Raw genomic sequence first — 15,038 nt, forward strand, 5'->3', positions numbered from 1 at the left:
GGGTGCCGACCGTTGGTCGGCACGCCCTCCGCCACGACCCACGGTCGTGGCCTACCTGAATGGGCCCGCCTCCGCGCGGGCCCTTCCTTTTGCTGCACTGCAGGTTGCGGCGTCCTTCGTAATTATGTCGTAATTACATCGACACCAATCGGAAGCCGGTCGATGAACCCGAGCTGGGATACGTTGGAACGCAGCCGCCAGGCCCGCCTGGAACGTGCCGCGCCGTGGGCCCGGGGACGCGAGGTCGCCGCCGGCGACGTAGGCGAGCTGCTGCACGCACTGCTGGAGCCAGGCGACAAGGTCTGCCTGGAGGGCAACAACCAGAAACAGGCCGATTTCCTCGCCCAGGCCCTGGCCGATCTTGACCCGGCCCGCGTGCACGACCTGCACATGGTGCAGTCGGTGCTGTCGCTGCCGTCGCACCTGGATGTATTCGAGCGTGGCATCGCGTCGAAGCTGGACTTCTCGTTCTCCGGCCCGCAGTCAGTGCGGTTGGCCAACCTGGTGGCTGAAGGGCGCATCCAGATCGGTGCCATCCACACCTACCTGGAACTGTTCGGCCGCTACTTCATCGACCTGACCCCGCGCGTGGCCCTGGTCGCCGCGCAGGCCGCAGATCGGCACGGCAACCTGTACACCGGGCCGAACACCGAAGACACGCCGGTGATCGTCGAAGCCACCGCCTTCGGTGGCGGCATCGTCATCGCCCAGGTCAACGAGATCGTCGACGCCCTCCCCCGCGTCGACATTCCCGCTGACTGGGTCAACTTCGTGGTGCAGGCGCCGAAGCCGAACCATATCGAACCGCTGTTCACCCGCGACCCGGCGCAGATCTCCGAGATCCAGGTGTTGATGGCGATGATGGCGATCAATGGCATCTACGCCGAGTACGGCGTGAACCGCCTCAACCATGGCATCGGCTTCGATACGGCGGCCATCGAACTGCTGCTCCCCACCTACGCCGAATCGCTCGGCCTGAAGGGAAAGATCTGCCAGCACTGGGCGTTGAACCCCCACCCGGCACTGATTCCGGCAATCGAATCGGGCTTCGTCAGATCGGTGCATTCGTTCGGTTCGGAACTGGGCATGGAGAAGTACATCGCCGCGCGAGGCGATGTGTTCTTCACCGGCGCCGATGGCTCGATGCGTTCCAACCGCGCCTTCTCGCAGACCGCCGGCCTGTATGCCTGCGACATGTTCATCGGTTCCACATTGCAGATCGACCTGCAGGGCAACAGCTCCACCGCCACCCGCGACCGCATTGCCGGCTTCGGTGGCGCACCGAACATGGGCTCGGACGCACGCGGCCGGCGCCATGCCAGCGAGGCCTGGATCAAGGCCGGCCAGCAGGCCGCGCGCCCGGGTGAGATGCCGCGTGGGCGCAAGCTGGTGGTGCAGATGGTGGAAACCTTCCGCGAGCACATGGCGCCGGCCTTCGTCGAGCGCCTCGATGCCTGGGACCTGGCCGAACGCGCGAACATGCCGCTGCCGCCGGTGATGATCTACGGCGACGACGTCAGCCATGTGCTGACCGAGGAAGGCATTGCCAACCTGCTGCTGTGCCGCACCCCTGAGGAGCGCGAACAGGCGATCCGTGGCGTGGCCGGCTATACCGCCGTGGGCATGGGGCGCGACCGCGCGATGGTGGAGAACCTGCGCGACCGCGGCGTGATCCGCCGTCCCGATGACCTCGGCATCTCCGTGCGCGATGCCAGCCGTGACCTGCTGGCGGCGCGTTCGGTGAAAGACCTGGTGCGCTGGTCCGGCGGCCTGTACGACCCGCCCAAGCGCTTCCGCAACTGGTAAGGGGCTGAGCATGGAAACCCTCGACTATCGATTCGAAGGACACGCTGCGGTGCAGTTTCCGCGCGATGCGGTGCTGGTCGGCGTGCTGGCCTCGGGCAACCTGGAAATCCTGCTGGAGCCGGCCGCACTGGACGGCGCGATGACGGTGCGCATCATCACAGCCGCGAAGGGCTTCGGCAGCGTGTGGCAAGCGGTGATCAGCGACTTCGCACAGCGTCATCCGCTGCGCGATGTACGCATCTCGATCAACGATGCCGGCGCGACCCCGGCGGTAGTCAGCCTGCGTCTGGACCAGGCCGTGGAAACCCTGCGTGCTGGAGATCCACGATGAACCGGACGCAGCGCTACAGCTACTACGAAGCCGATGCGCGCGAGCGTATCGCCAGCCTGGTCGACGCCGGTTCCTTCAGGGAATTCCTCGGCCCGGCGCGGCGGATGATGAGCCCGCACCTGGCACAGCTCGACCAGCCCGCGGCGTTCGACGACGGCATCGTTGTCGGCGAAGCCACGCTGCGTGGCCGACGCGTGCTGCTGGCCGCGCAGCAGGGTGAATTCATGGGCGGCGGCGTGGGCGAGGTGCACGGCGCCAAGCTGACCGGGCTGCTGCGCCGCGCAGCCGAAACACATCCCGAAGGTGTGCTTCTGCTGCTGGACACCGGTGGTGTGCGCCTGCACGAAGCCAATGCAGGGCTCATCGCCATTTCCGAGATCATGCGCGCCACCCTGGACGCGCGTGCAGCGGGTGTGCCGGTGATCGCGCTGATCGGCAGCGGCAACGGCGCCTTCGGCGGCATGGGCATCGTCGCCCGCTGCTGCAGCACGGTCATCATGTCCGAAGAGGGGCGCCTGTCGCTGTCCGGCCCGGAAGTGATCGAAACCGTGCGCGGCGTGGAAGAGTTCGATTCCCGCGATCGCGCGCTGGTCTGGCGCGTAACGGGAGGCAAGCACCGCTACCTGATCGACCAGGCACAGGTGCTGGTGCCCGATGCCATCGAGGCCTTCGCGCAGGCGGCCAGCAACGCGCTGCAGCCTGATACCAGCAGCACCGATCCGGATACTGCACTGGCTGCGCTGCAGGAACGCCATGCGGCATTGAAGGCGCGCGTGAAGGCCTGGGGCGATTGCCGCGATGGCCTGGAGATCTGGGCGCGGCTGGGCATTGCCCACCCCGAACGCCTGCCACTGCTCGACACCGATGAATTCCTCATCGCCACCGCCGACCGGAGCCTGCCATGAGCATGCCGTTGCAGACCCTGCTCGATGCGTTGTTCCCGCATGGGCATGCCGTTGCGGTGAACGATTCGGTGCTGACCGGCAGCGCTGCCACCGAGGATGGCGAGGTGACCGTGATCGGTACCGCCGACAAACTTGAAGTCGGCGTGGACCACGCACTGGCACTGGCCGAAACCGTGCTTGCCAGCACCGGCGCACATCCACAGCGACCGATCGTGATGCTGGTAGATACCGCCGGCCAGCGCCTGGCGCGGCGCGACGAACTGTTGGGCATCAATGGTTACTTTGCGCATCTCGCGCAGACGCTCGATCTGGCACGCCGCCGTGGTGCGCGCCTGATCACCCTGGTCTACGGCGAATCCGTCAGTGGCGGCTTCCTCTCATTCGGCCTGATGGCCGACCACATCCACGCCCTGCCCGATGCACAGGTGCGGGTGATGGACCTGCGCGCAATGGCGCGGGTGACCAAGCAACCGCTGGAGAAGCTGCAGGCGCTCAGCCAGAGCTCGCCGGTATTCGCGCCTGGCGTCGCCAACTACGTGGCGATGGGTGCGGTGGACTCGTTGTGGGAGGGCGATCTTGCCCAGCACCTGCTGCAGGCCCTGCGCACGCCCGCCGAAGGCGACCTGCGTGCCGCACGCGGCGCACAGCGCGGCGGTCGCATGCTGGCCGCACGCGTGGCTGAAGCGGTGAGTCAGGGCGATGCCTGAGCGGCTGCCCCGCCATACGCTGGTCTGGCTGTCAGCGCACGCCGGCTGGCAGGCGGACATCGCCGCGCATGAGTCGCGCCTGGCCGACTGGTTTGCGCAGGGCCGGCCGGCCATCGTCGCGCGGCGTGCCGCCGACGATGCCGATCCACGCCTGCGTCTCGGCGTGCCGCTGCCACCCGCCGAGGGCAAACTGCGCTTGGCCCTGCGCATGCCGGCACACGATGTGCTGCGCACCGCAGCGCCACCGACACTTCAGGCGGTGCTGGAAGGCGACCTTGTGCAGGACTGGCAGCGCCCGCTGCAGGCATTGCAGGACATCGCCGCAGCGCGTGTATTCGGTGCCTTCGCATGGCAGCACCTCACGGGCCTGCACTATGTGCACGCGCGCTCGGACATCGATCTGCTGTGGCGGATCGACACCGCCGCACAGGCCGATGCCCTGGTCGCACGGCTGCAGGCATGGGAGACCGAACACGGCCGGCGGGTCGATGGCGAACTGTGCCTGGTGGATGGTGGCGCGGTGAACTGGCGCGAATACGCCGGGCGCAGCCGCGAGGTACTGGTCAAGCGCCTTGATGGTGCCGCACTGGAACTACGTGATGCGTTGTTCGCCTCCACCGGGGTGAGCGCGTGAACGCCCTCGTGCAACCGGCGGTCAGGCCAGCTGCCGTCGACAGCGCGCGTCTGGGGCGCCTCGCCATCGCCAGCCTGCACGCCGAACTGGCCCTTGCACCCAAGCCAGGGTTGGTCACGCCATTCGACAGCGGCAGCCATCACGACATGGACGCCGGCACGTTCCTGCGCAGCCTGTTCACGCTGCGCCACTACTTCATCGCCGTGGCCGACGCCGGTGCCAGCGCGGCACCGTTCCAGACGTTGCGCCGGCACGGCATCGCTGCGGAGATATCGATGCTGCACGCCACTGCGGGCATCAACACTCATCGCGGCGCGATCTTCAGCCTTGGCCTGCTGGTGGCGGCTTCCGCTGCCTGTCGGGGCCGCGCGGGCGGTGCCATCGCAGCCGAGCAGGTCTGCCAGGAAGTGCGCCGCTGGGCTGCCGAGCTCGCCGGCGCACCGCTGGATGCGAACAGCCCTGGCCAGCGCGCGCGCGCACGGCACGGCGTGCAGGGTGTGCGCGAACAAGCGGCCGCCGGCTACCCGCTGCTGCGCGAGGTGGCACTGCCTACCCTGCGCCACGCGCTGGCCAGCGACCTGCCACGCGAGGCCGCGATGTGCCAGACGCTGATGCAGCTGATCGCGTGCGTGGATGACCTCAACCTGCTGCACCGTGGCGGCGCCAACGGCCTGCGCTGGGCCCAGCAACAGGCGCGAGGCTTCCTCGATGCCGGCGGCGTCTTCGTACCCGGCTGGCAGGCACGCCTGCACAGCATCGGTAATGGATTCGTCGCACGCCGGCTGAGCCCCGGCGGCAGTGCCGACCTGCTGGCCTGTGCCTGGTTCCTGCTGCAGCAGGAGGTCGCATGAGCCTTGCCCTGCTCTGCCCCGGCCAAGGTGCGCAGCATGCGGCGATGTTCGACCGCGTGCGCGATCTGCCTGCCGTGCGCGACGTACTGGAGACCGCCAGTGCAGTGCTTGGACGCGACGTGTTCGCGGCAGCGGCTGACGAATCGCGCTTCGACAATGCTCTGGCGCAGCCCTTGCTGTGTGCAGCCAGCCTCACGCACTGGCAGGGACTTCGCGAAGCGGTGCCTGCACCGGTGCTGGTGGCCGGCTACAGCATTGGCGAGCTCGTCGCGCACGCCATCGCCGGCAGCTTCGATGCCACCACCTGCCTGGCCCTGGCTGCGCAACGTGCGCAGTTGATGGGCAGCGCCAGCCCCGCCGATGCAGGCCTGCAGGCGGTGCTCGGGCTGGATCGCCGCAGCCTGCAGTCGCTGTGCGATGCGCAGGGCACCTACGTGGCCATCGCCAACGGGCAGGACCATTTCATCGTGGGCGGCACACACGCCTCGTTGCAGCGGCTGGCCGATGCAGCGCGGGCGCAGGGCGCGGACATCCGTCTGCTGCCGGTGCGCGTGCCCGCACACACACCATTGCTGGCGGCGGCGGTCGCACCGTTCGCTGCCGCACTCGATGCATCGCCACTGCAGGCCCCATGCCTGCCGCTGCTGGCCGGCATCGATGCGCGACCGGTGCGGGACCGCGCAACGGCAGTCAGCACGCTGTCGTTGCAACTGGCGCAGACCATCGAATGGGCGCAGGTGATGCGCCAGGCCTTCGAGCGCGGCGCGCGCGTGTTCCTGCAGCTGGGCCCGGGCAACGCGCTGGCGCGCATGGTCGCGCCGGCCTATCCGTGCTGCGAGGTGCGCGCGGTGGAAGAGTTCCAGAGCCTTGAAGGCGCCGCGGCCTGGGTCCGCAGCGCGCTGGAACGGCTGCAGTAACGGGTTCGAGCAGTACGTATCACGCAACACGCCGTACGTCGCCTTACCCCGGGATGGCGGGTCTCCATCCGTGCTGTACGTGAGTCACGTGTCTGGGAGGGCGCATGAGTCCACAAATCGCAACGATCATCGGTCTGGTGATCATGTTCATTGTTGCCACGGCGATGCCGATCAACATGGGCGCCGTCGCCTTCGCGCTGGCCTTCATCATCGGCGGGCTGTGGGTCGACATGGGCGGCAAGGAGGTCCTGGCCGGCTTTCCCGGCGATCTGTTCCTGACCCTGGTCGGCATCACCTACCTGTTCGCCATCGCGCAGAAGAACGGCACCATCGACCTGCTGGTGCACTGGGCAGTAAAAGCCGTGCGCGGCCATATCGTGGCCATTCCGTGGGTGATGTTCGTGATCACCGCGGTCCTCACCGCGTTCGGTGCGCTGGGCCCGGCGGCGGTCGCGATCATCGGTCCGGTCGCGCTGCGCTTTGCCAAGCAGTACAACATCAATCCACTGATGATGGGCCTGCTGGTCATCCATGGCGCGCAGGCCGGTGGCTTCTCGCCGATCAGCGTGTACGGCAGCATCACCAACGGCGTGGTGCAGAAAGCCGGGCTGGAAGTGACCGAGATGGCGGTATTCCTGACCAGCCTGGGCTTCAACTTCATGATGGCGACGATCTGCTTCTTCGCGTTCGGCGGCATCGCCCTGCTGCGGCGTGGCTCGATCACCGCGGCCGGAACGCTCGGCAATGCCGAGCTGGCGATGGCCGGTGGCCCACAGGCCTCGTCGCGCCAATTCGCCATCGAAGGCCATGGCGCGCTGGTCGCAGCCGGCGGCGGCACGCTCAGCAATGATCCGGCAGCACTGGATGCGGTGAGCCTGACCCGCGAGCGGCTGTTCACCCTGATCGGCCTGCTCGGCCTGGGCGTGGCCGCGCTGATCTACAACCTCAACGTCGGCCTGGTCTCGATCACCGTGGCTGTCGCGCTGGCACTGCTGTCGCCACAAAGCCAGAAGGGCGCGGTGGATGGCATCAGCTGGTCCACCGTGCTGCTGATCTGCGGTGTGGTGACCTACATCGGCGTGCTGGAACATGCCGGCGCGGTGGACTTCATCGGCAATGGCGTGTCCGACATCGGCATTCCGCTGCTCGGCGCGCTGCTGGTCTGCTACGTCGGCGGCATTGTCTCCGCATTCGCCTCGTCGGCTGCGGTGCTGGGCGCCACGATTCCGCTGGCGGTGCCGTTCCTGATGCAGGGTCACCTCAGCGCCGCCGGCGTGATCTGCGCGCTGGCGGTGTCGTCCACCATCGTCGATGTCAGCCCGTTCTCCACCAATGGCGCACTGGTGGTGGCTTCGGCAGCCAAGGAGGAACGCGAGACCCTGTTCCGCCGCTTCCTGGTCTACAGCGGACTGGTGGTGGCCCTGGGGCCGCTGCTGGCCTGGCTGGTATTCGTGGTACCGGGCTGGATGTAACCACCCAACGGTCGTGCCGGCCACTGGTCGGCACGACCTGGCGTTACACTCTGCGCATGGCCATTGCCCCTGCCCCGCGGTCACCGAAGAAGCGCGCACCTCTGTACGAAGAGGTGGCCGAACACGTGCGCGAGCGCATCTACGACTACCGGCTGCCGCCGGGTGAGTGGATCGACGAGCCCGCACTGTGCGAAGAACTGGGCATCAGCCGTACGCCGCTGCGGGAGGCGCTGAAGCTGCTGGCTGCCGAAGGCCTGGTGCAGATCGATGCCGGTCGTGGCTGCCGGGTCACCCGGTTGACGCTGGAAGACCTCAACCAACTGTTCCCGGTGATGGCCATGCTGGAAGGCCGCTGTGCGCACGAAGCGGTCAGGCACATCGACGATGCCGGCGTGCAGCAGCTGGAAGACCTGCATGCGGCGATGGAAACCGCGGCGGCCGAGGGCAACATCGCCGAGTACTACCGCAACAACTACCTGATCCACGAAACCGTGCAGCACTACGCCGGCAACCCGTGGCTGATCCGCATCACCCACGATCTGCATCGCATCCTGAAGATGCATCGCGGCCGCCAGCTGCTGACACCGGGGCGCACCGCGCAGTCGCTGGCCGAACATCGCGAGCTGATGGAGTGCTTCCGCCGCCGCGACGCGCAGGCTGCCGAACGCACCATGGAGCGCCATCTGCTCAGCCAGGGCCAGGCGCTGGCCGCCTATGTGGCGGCAGGCGGGCTGTTGAACGTGCCGGCGCCGTTGCCGACCGAAGGCGGCGGTTGAGCGGATGAGGTTGCCGGCCAGCGGCCGGCACTACCAGGACGTGACCTTGGCCGGCATCCTGGAACATCTCGTCAATCGCCACCACCGCAGCTGCCGCCGTCACCACCCCCACCGCTGTCGCCGCTTCCGCAGTCGGAGCTGCTGTAGCTGTGATGGCTGTGGTTGTCACTGGAATAGCCAACGGAGGTGTCATGGCTTCCGCCGCCATCCCCCCGGCTGCCCGAGCCATCGGCCGTGGCCACCGCCATGCACAGGATGGCGCCGACCAGCGGCAGCAGCCAGACCAGCAGCAACTGCACCGTCCGGCCGCCTGCCGAGAGGCCATCGCGCCTGACGATCACCACGGTAGCCACCACGTTCAGGCCCAGCACCAGCAGGACCAGCAGAAGGGCAACGATCAGCATTCGGCGGTTCCGTGCCTGGACTGGGGGCATTATGGCCTGCCTCCCCGGCAATGGCCCTGCCTGTCATGAAGATGGGACAATGTAGGGCGCGCCGGCCTGCTTCCGGGCCGCCGGCGCCCCCCGCACCACACGGAAGAAGAAGAACAACAACATGCTGAAAGTCATTTTCGATACCGACCCGGGCGTCGACGACGCCCTGGCCCTGCTGTACCTGCACAAGCACGCCCAGATCGACCTGATCGGCGTCACCACCACCTTCGGCAATGCCTCGGTGGAGTCGACCACGCACAATGCGCTGTACCTGAAGCAGGCCTGGGGCTTTGCCGCCCCGGTCGCACGCGGTGCCGGCGGCCCGCTGCAGCCGGAAGCCACCCCGGAAGCCTGGCCGGTGCACATCCATGGCCACAACGGCCTGGGCAACCACCCGGTGCCGGCCAGCCTGGACGTGGCGGCCGATGCGCGCCCGGCCCACCAGCTGATCATCGACCTGGTCCGCGCCCATCCGGGCGAGGTGACCCTGGTCGCGGTCGGCCGCATGACCAACCTGGCCCTGGCCCTGCAGCAGGCGCCGGACATCGCCGGCCTGGTGCGCGGCGTGGTGATCATGGGCGGCGCCTTCCACGTCAACGGCAACATCACCCCGGCCGCCGAGGCCAACATCTGGGGCGACGCCGAAGCGGCCGACGTGGTGTTCACCGCCAGCTGGCCGGTCACCGCCATCGGCCTGGACGTGACCACCCGCGTGGAAATGGACCGTGACGGCCTGGACAAGCTGGCCGCCATCGGCGGTGCCGATGCCGAACTGGTGCGTGCGCTGTCGCAGGATTACGTGGACTTCTACCTGCAGGCCGGCCACAAGGGCATGGTCGTGCACGACTGCTGCGCCTGCATCGCGCTGACCCGTCCGGAGCTGTTCCAGTTCGAGCGCGCCAGCGTGCGCGTGGCCACCGACGGCGTCGCCCGCGGCATGACCATTCCCAAGCCGGAAGGCCTGGCGTTCGGCCCCAGCGTGTGGGACGGCCACGTGGTGCAGTCGATTGCCATCGGCGTGGATGCGGCCGCCGTGCTGGCCGACATCGAGCAGACCCTGAAGGTCTGACCCGCTAGCGCTTGGCCCTGCCCGGGACCGTCTCGGGCAGGGTCCACAGCACCGGCAGCACCAGCACCGCCACCAGCGCGATCATCGCGCCTGGCGCTGCTGCCCAGCCGCTGCGTTCCACCCACCATTGCGCCAGCCATGGCGTTGCACCGCCGAACACGGCCGTGGCCATGGTCACCCCCAGTGCCAGCCCGCTGACCCGCCCTTCGCCGGGGAACTGCTCGGCCGTGGCCGGGGCCGCCACCGCGCTCACGCCACCGGCCACGCAGGCCAGCAACACCGCGGCCAGCGCGATGCCCAGCGGCGTCGCCTGCGCCATCCACGCGAACAAGGACAGCGGCAGCAGCGCTGCCAGCACGGTCAGGCCCAACAGCACCGGCCGTCTTCCGACACGGTCGGACAATGCGCCGCACAGGGGCGTGATCGCGATCACCGCCACGGCCGCAATCGTCGACAGCCACAGCGCATCGCCCTCATCGTGGCCCCGCGCATGCAGGAATGCGGGCTCATAGGTGATGCCGACGTAGTAAGTAATCGAGCCCAGCGCCGAGATCGCGAACGTGCGCGCCACCGCCAGCGGATGGTTGCGCAGCACATGCTTCAGCGGCGTCGCGGGAATGCTGCCCTCGCGGCGCTGCCGCTCGAACTCCGGCGACTCGTGCATGCCCGAGCGCGCGACCAGGATCACCAGTGCCAGCGCCGCGCCAACGAAGAACGGAATACGCCAGCCCCAGCTGTCCAGCTGCGCGGGCGCGAGCAGCGCCACGGTAACCGCGGAGATCGCCACCGCCAGCAACGCACCCACCTCGCTGGCTGCGGACGCCAGCGAGGTCACCAGGCCACGTCGCTGCGCCGGTGCGCTTTCCAGCAGGTACGCCACCACCCCGGTGTACTCACCGCCCACCGAAAACGCCATCACGCAGCGCAGTACCAGCAGCAGCACGCCCGCCGTGGTGCCTGCGGTGGCCGCGGTTGGCAGCAGCGCGGTGGCCAGCATTGCCGCCGCCATCAACGCCATCGAAGCCAGCAGCATCCAGCGCCGGCCCAGGCGGTCGCCAAGGTGGCCGAAGCACAGCGCGCCCAGCGGGCGCATCAGGTAGGACACCGCGAAGCCTGCCAGGGTGGCCAGCAGCGCCTGTTCGCCGCCGCCGAAGAACACCCGCGACAGCACCGTGGCGAAGTACAGGTAGAGAGTGAAGTCGTACCACTCCACTACAGTGGAAAGGCCCGCCACCCACATCGAGCGCTGCCGCGCGGCAGTCATTGCGTGTTCGCCTTCAACAGCCTCGATCCCGGTTGCGCAGGTTCCGCGCAGCGTGGCATGGACGGGGTGAAATACCGGTCATCGGCTGTCCGCTGCCTGCATGTACTGGGTTTCATGGCCGGTGAAACGCTCGCCGTCAAAGCCGAAGCAGAAGCGCCCCTCCTCGAACACGCGGTAGACCAGCAGCGCACCATCGAGGCAGAACTGCTGCTGGTCCACGCTCGTCTCCAGTGTCCCGTAGCCGGTGGCCTCTCCGCCCTTCCCCGCCGGGCCGGTGAAGGCATCGATCGGCAATGGCGTGGCGCGTCCGGTGCGGGTGTCGACCAGCACCAGCGTGCGCTGGAAGTACTCGGGTCGATCATCGACCTGCACCAGCAGGTAGTGCTTGTTGAAATTGGGTTTCTGATGCTGGAGGGCATCTTCGATGGCTCCGCGGTGCCGCGCATCGCAGAAGTCGACCGGGCTGTAGCGGTAGCTGCAACCGTCGTGGTCGTAGGGCAGGTTCATGCCGGAATAGCTGACGCCTGCCTGGCTGCCCAGATCGTCTCCCGGTTCCGGCGTGCTGCACAGCAGCCATGAGCGCTGCGCATCCTCGGGATCGGCCATCAGCTTCGGCTCGCGGCCCGCCTCGTACGCCGCACCACCGGGGAAGTCCTGCCCGAAACGCTGGCGGACGATGGGACGTGCCTTCTCCAGCGGCAGGCCGATCCTGGCCCCACGGAACGAAACGAACGTCATCGTCGGCAGGATCACCTCCTCCACCGGCAGCCCCTTCCATTGCCCCTGCACGCAGAACGTGGCGATTTCGTTCTCCCCGTCCTCCTTGCAGGGTTTCGGTGCATTCGTGGCCAGCCAGGGGTGGGCCGGGCGGGCGGTCTGCTGATCGATGTACCAGCCGTCCAGCGCGCAGGTCGGCAGGGCATCGAGCAGCGGAGAGAGGTCTGTTGCGGTGGCCGGGGCGGCAAGCGGTGCGCCCGCTGCGGGTGCCCCGGTCGGCGCATCCGGTGTGCGCTGGCATGCCGCCAGCGCGAGTAGACCGACCAGCAGCGCGGCGTGGCGCGGGCGCCGGATTGAATGCTGCGTTCCCTGCATTGCGTGTTTCCTGGTTTCGACACTCCCTGCAGATGATCGCCGATCCCGAAGCCGTGCAGGAACGTCGCAGATCCCACATCGGGGTCAGCGCCCTTCGCTCCCGCAAGGGATCCGACCCCGCCCGTTACCCCGGCAGCTGCAGTTCCGCCCGCAGGCCGCCGCCCTCGCGGTTGTGCAACCTCAGCGATCCGCCCAGCGACTGTGCCAGCTGCACCGCGATGGCCAGGCCCAGGCCAGTGCCGCCGGTATCGCGGTTGCGCGAGCTTTCCAGCCGATGGAACGGCGCCAGCACTGCCTGCAGCTGGTCCTCGGGAATGCCAGGGCCACGGTCGGAAATGCTGATCCACACTCTGCCGGCGTCATCACGGCCCGCCTCGACCTCGGCGGCACCCGCGTAACGCAACGCGTTGTCGACCAGATTGCCGACCACCCGGCGCAGCGGCTGCGGCCAGGTCTGCACGACCAGTCCAGCGGGCGCACCACCGCTGACCGGCTTGCCCATGTCCTCGTAATCGCCGACCACACTGGCCAGGAACGCGCCCAGGTCCATCGACACCGGTGCGCCACTGGCGACGTGGCTGCTGCGCGCATAGGCCACGCCCTCACGCACCAGTTGACCCAGGTGGTCGAGGTCGTCCAGCAACCGCTGCTGGGTGCTGTCTTCAGGCAGGGTCTCCACCCGAAGCTTCATGCGCGTGATGGGGGTCTGCAGGTCATGCGAGATCGCGGCCAGGATCTGCAGGCGCTCAGTGACATGGCCACGAATGCGTGCCTGCAGTGCGTTGAGCGCAGCCGCCGCGCCGCCCACTTCCGCCGGGCCATCTTCAGGCAGTTCGGGCCCGTCCTTGCCCGGCTGCAGATGCTCCACCGCACGCGACAGCTGCTGCAGCGGGCGCATGGCCAGGCGCACCGCCAGCCACGCGCACACCAGCAGCAGCGCCAGCTGCACCAGCAACACGGCGGGCAGCCAGCGCGCCAGCGGCAGGCCCGACGGGGTGACTTCGATGGTCAAGGGGGTGCCGTCGTGCAGGCGCAGTTCCACCTCGAACCGCTCCGGCAGGCGAGCCACCTGGCGCGCCTGCAACGGATAGCGGTGCTGCAGGCTGTCGTCGATGATCGCCGTGACCTGGCGTGCACGATCGGTCTGCAGCCCGGGTCCTGCGGCGGCCGGGCGCAGCAGGTAACGGTAGGTGCGCCGCTCCAGCCGCGGCACCCAGGCTGCGCGCTGGCCTGCGGGCAGGTGTTCCAGCAGCGCGACACTCACGGCCACGTCTTCATCGAGGTTGCGCAGCATCATGCTGCGCGTGGACTGGTAGCGTTCGAAGAACAGCAGGCCGAAGGACAGTGCGTGGGCCAGCGCCAATCCACCCAGCAGCACCAGCAGCAGCCGCGCCGACAGCGTGCGCGGCCAGCGTGGGCGGTGTGCGGTGGTGTTCATTCGTCCGGCCCCAGCAACTGCACCGGCACGCTGAACACATAGCCTTCGCTGCGCACGGTCTTGATGTAGGTCGGCTCGCGTGCGTCGTCACCCAGGCGCTGCCGCACGCGGCTGACCAGCAGATCGATCGAGCGGTCGAACAGTTCGGCATCGCGGCCCTGGGTGAGGCTGAGCAGCTGGTCACGGCTGAGCACCCGATTGGCGTGATCGAGGAACACGCGCAACAGGCGGAACTCGGCGCCACTGAGCGGATGCGCGGTGTCCTGCGCATCCAGCAGATGGCGTGCGGTGGTGTCCAGGCGCCACTCGCCGAAGGCCAGCTGGCGACCTGCTTCGCTCACCTGCAGATTCGGCGGCAGCATCTGCGTGCGGCGGATCACCGCATTGATGCGTGCCAGCAGTTCGCGCGAAGAGAAGGGCTTGGTCACATAGTCATCAGCGCCCATTTCCAGGCCGATGATGCGGTCGGTCTCGTCGTCGCGGGCGGTCAGCAGCACCACCGGCACCGCACGATGCTTGCCGGCGCGCAGGTTGCGGCACAGGCTCAGGCCGTCCTCGCCCGGCATCATCACGTCCAGCACCACCAGATCCACGGCATGGGTATCCATCAGCGCGCGCATGGCCCGGCCACCGTCGGCCTGGCTCACGCGCAGGCCGTTGCGCTGCAGGTAATCGGCCAGCATCTGGCGGATCTCGCTGTCATCGTCGACGACCAGGATATGCGGTACGTGGTTCATTGCGTTCTCGATGAAGACGGAGGTCAGGGCCGCGCTGCGCGGCCATGGTAGCGCGGCTCAGGGGTTGGCCAGCAGGCGCTGGATCTCGCTTTCGGTACGTGCGTAGTCGCCCTCGCCGTAATGGCGGTAGACCACCCGCCCCTGACGGTCGAGCAGGTACAGCGCGGGCCAGAAGCGGTTGCGCCAGGCGTTCCAGATCCGGTACTGGTTGTCCTGCACCACCGGCCAGGTGATGTCCAACCGTGCGATGGCCTTGCGCACGTTGCCGGGCAACCCTTCATAGGCGAACTCCGGCGTATGCACGCCGATCACCCTCAGGCCCTGCGACGCGTAGCGTGCATGCCACTGGTGGACATGCGGCGCCACGTTGAGGCAGTTGCGGCAGGTGTAGGTCCAGAACTCGACCAGCACCACCTGCCCCCGCAACTGCTTCAGTGTGAGCGGTGGGCTGTTGTGCCAGGGCCCGCCACCGTCGAACCCGGCGGCGGGAACGGCCTGTGCCGGCTGCGCATCGGCCTCCGGGCTGGGCCAGGCCATCAACAGCGCAGCCCCACCCAGCACGCCCATCAGCAACGGCAGCACGTACGCACGCAGGCCGGCCATCG

At 68.2% G+C, this 15,038-nt stretch carries 16 protein-coding genes; 10 read left to right on the top strand and 6 right to left on the bottom strand.

Features of this window, described 5'->3' with window-relative positions; genetic code table 11:
- Positions 1 to 162 precede the first annotated feature (162 nt).
- The 9 genes from mdcA to AC5P78_RS04625 all read left to right on the top strand — a co-directional run bounded on the left by mdcA (position 163) and on the right by AC5P78_RS04625 (position 8,399).
- Positions 163 to 1,806 carry a malonate decarboxylase subunit alpha gene (gene mdcA / locus AC5P78_RS04585; RefSeq protein WP_165710259.1) on the top strand — a complete coding sequence of 548 codons (1,644 nt, stop codon included), beginning with the start codon at positions 163 to 165 and terminating at the stop codon, positions 1,804 to 1,806.
- Positions 1,807 to 1,816: 10 nt separating this feature from the next.
- Entirely contained in the window at positions 1,817 to 2,137 is a 321-nt protein-coding gene (gene mdcC, locus AC5P78_RS04590) for a malonate decarboxylase acyl carrier protein (RefSeq protein ID WP_099524220.1), read from the top strand.
- On the top strand, positions 2,134 to 3,042 hold the full coding sequence (locus tag AC5P78_RS04595) for a biotin-independent malonate decarboxylase subunit beta (protein ID WP_099524219.1): 909 nt from the start codon (positions 2,134 to 2,136) through the stop codon (positions 3,040 to 3,042). Before mdcC ends, AC5P78_RS04595 begins: the two co-directional genes overlap by 4 nt.
- 2 nt (positions 3,043 to 3,044) lie before the next feature.
- Positions 3,045 to 3,749, top strand: a complete 705-nt coding sequence (gene mdcE / locus AC5P78_RS04600) for a biotin-independent malonate decarboxylase subunit gamma (RefSeq protein WP_414498315.1) — start codon at positions 3,045 to 3,047, stop codon at positions 3,747 to 3,749.
- A complete protein-coding gene (gene mdcG / locus AC5P78_RS04605; RefSeq protein WP_005408513.1) occupies positions 3,742 to 4,383 on the top strand; it encodes a malonate decarboxylase holo-[acyl-carrier-protein] synthase in 642 nt (213 codons plus the stop codon). Before mdcE ends, mdcG begins: the two co-directional genes overlap by 8 nt.
- Positions 4,380 to 5,234 (top strand): triphosphoribosyl-dephospho-CoA synthase MdcB, encoded by an 855-nt coding sequence (gene mdcB, locus AC5P78_RS04610; RefSeq protein ID WP_165931270.1) that lies wholly within the window; start codon positions 4,380 to 4,382, stop codon positions 5,232 to 5,234. The genes mdcG and mdcB overlap by 4 nt, the downstream gene beginning before the upstream one ends.
- Positions 5,231 to 6,151 (top strand): malonate decarboxylase subunit epsilon, encoded by a 921-nt coding sequence (gene mdcH / locus AC5P78_RS04615; RefSeq protein WP_262101738.1) that lies wholly within the window; start codon positions 5,231 to 5,233, stop codon positions 6,149 to 6,151. The genes mdcB and mdcH overlap by 4 nt, the downstream gene beginning before the upstream one ends.
- Before the next feature lie 104 nt (positions 6,152 to 6,255).
- Positions 6,256 to 7,623, top strand: a complete 1,368-nt coding sequence (locus AC5P78_RS04620) for an SLC13 family permease (RefSeq protein WP_005408510.1) — start codon at positions 6,256 to 6,258, stop codon at positions 7,621 to 7,623.
- A gap of 56 nt (positions 7,624 to 7,679) precedes the next feature.
- Positions 7,680 to 8,399, top strand: coding sequence for a GntR family transcriptional regulator (locus AC5P78_RS04625; RefSeq protein ID WP_024957000.1), 720 nt, complete (start codon positions 7,680 to 7,682; stop codon positions 8,397 to 8,399).
- A gap of 71 nt (positions 8,400 to 8,470) precedes the next feature.
- On the opposite strand, the gene AC5P78_RS04630 is transcribed toward AC5P78_RS04625, so the two are convergent.
- The gene (locus AC5P78_RS04630; RefSeq protein ID WP_043034145.1) at positions 8,471 to 8,803 is read right to left on the bottom strand and encodes a hypothetical protein; all 333 of its coding nucleotides are present in this window, start codon (positions 8,801 to 8,803) and stop codon (positions 8,471 to 8,473) included.
- A 151-nt stretch (positions 8,804 to 8,954) separates the two neighbouring features.
- Between AC5P78_RS04630 and AC5P78_RS04635 the strand changes: the two genes are divergently transcribed.
- Entirely contained in the window at positions 8,955 to 9,902 is a 948-nt protein-coding gene (locus AC5P78_RS04635; RefSeq protein WP_004147861.1) for a nucleoside hydrolase, read from the top strand.
- Positions 9,903 to 9,906: 4 nt separating this feature from the next.
- On the opposite strand, the gene AC5P78_RS04640 is transcribed toward AC5P78_RS04635, so the two are convergent.
- From AC5P78_RS04640 to AC5P78_RS04660, 5 genes are all read right to left on the bottom strand, one after another.
- A complete protein-coding gene (locus AC5P78_RS04640; RefSeq protein ID WP_495217154.1) occupies positions 9,907 to 11,166 on the bottom strand; it encodes an MFS transporter in 1,260 nt (419 codons plus the stop codon).
- Positions 11,167 to 11,244: 78 nt separating this feature from the next.
- On the bottom strand, positions 11,245 to 12,258 hold the full coding sequence (locus tag AC5P78_RS04645) for a hypothetical protein (RefSeq protein ID WP_099527522.1): 1,014 nt from the start codon (positions 12,256 to 12,258) through the stop codon (positions 11,245 to 11,247).
- A gap of 124 nt (positions 12,259 to 12,382) precedes the next feature.
- Positions 12,383 to 13,696 (bottom strand): sensor histidine kinase, encoded by a 1,314-nt coding sequence (locus AC5P78_RS04650; RefSeq protein WP_099527523.1) that lies wholly within the window; start codon positions 13,694 to 13,696, stop codon positions 12,383 to 12,385.
- Complete coding sequence (locus AC5P78_RS04655; protein ID WP_005408504.1) at positions 13,693 to 14,433, bottom strand: response regulator; 741 nt, start codon at positions 14,431 to 14,433, stop codon at positions 13,693 to 13,695. The genes AC5P78_RS04650 and AC5P78_RS04655 overlap by 4 nt, the downstream gene beginning before the upstream one ends.
- Positions 14,434 to 14,490: 57 nt before the next feature.
- Entirely contained in the window at positions 14,491 to 15,036 is a 546-nt protein-coding gene (locus tag AC5P78_RS04660; protein ID WP_049430390.1) for a redoxin domain-containing protein, read from the bottom strand.
- Positions 15,037 to 15,038 lie beyond the last annotated feature (2 nt).

The sequence above is a fragment of the Stenotrophomonas sp. YJH_SMC_133 genome, from assembly GCF_059370655.1.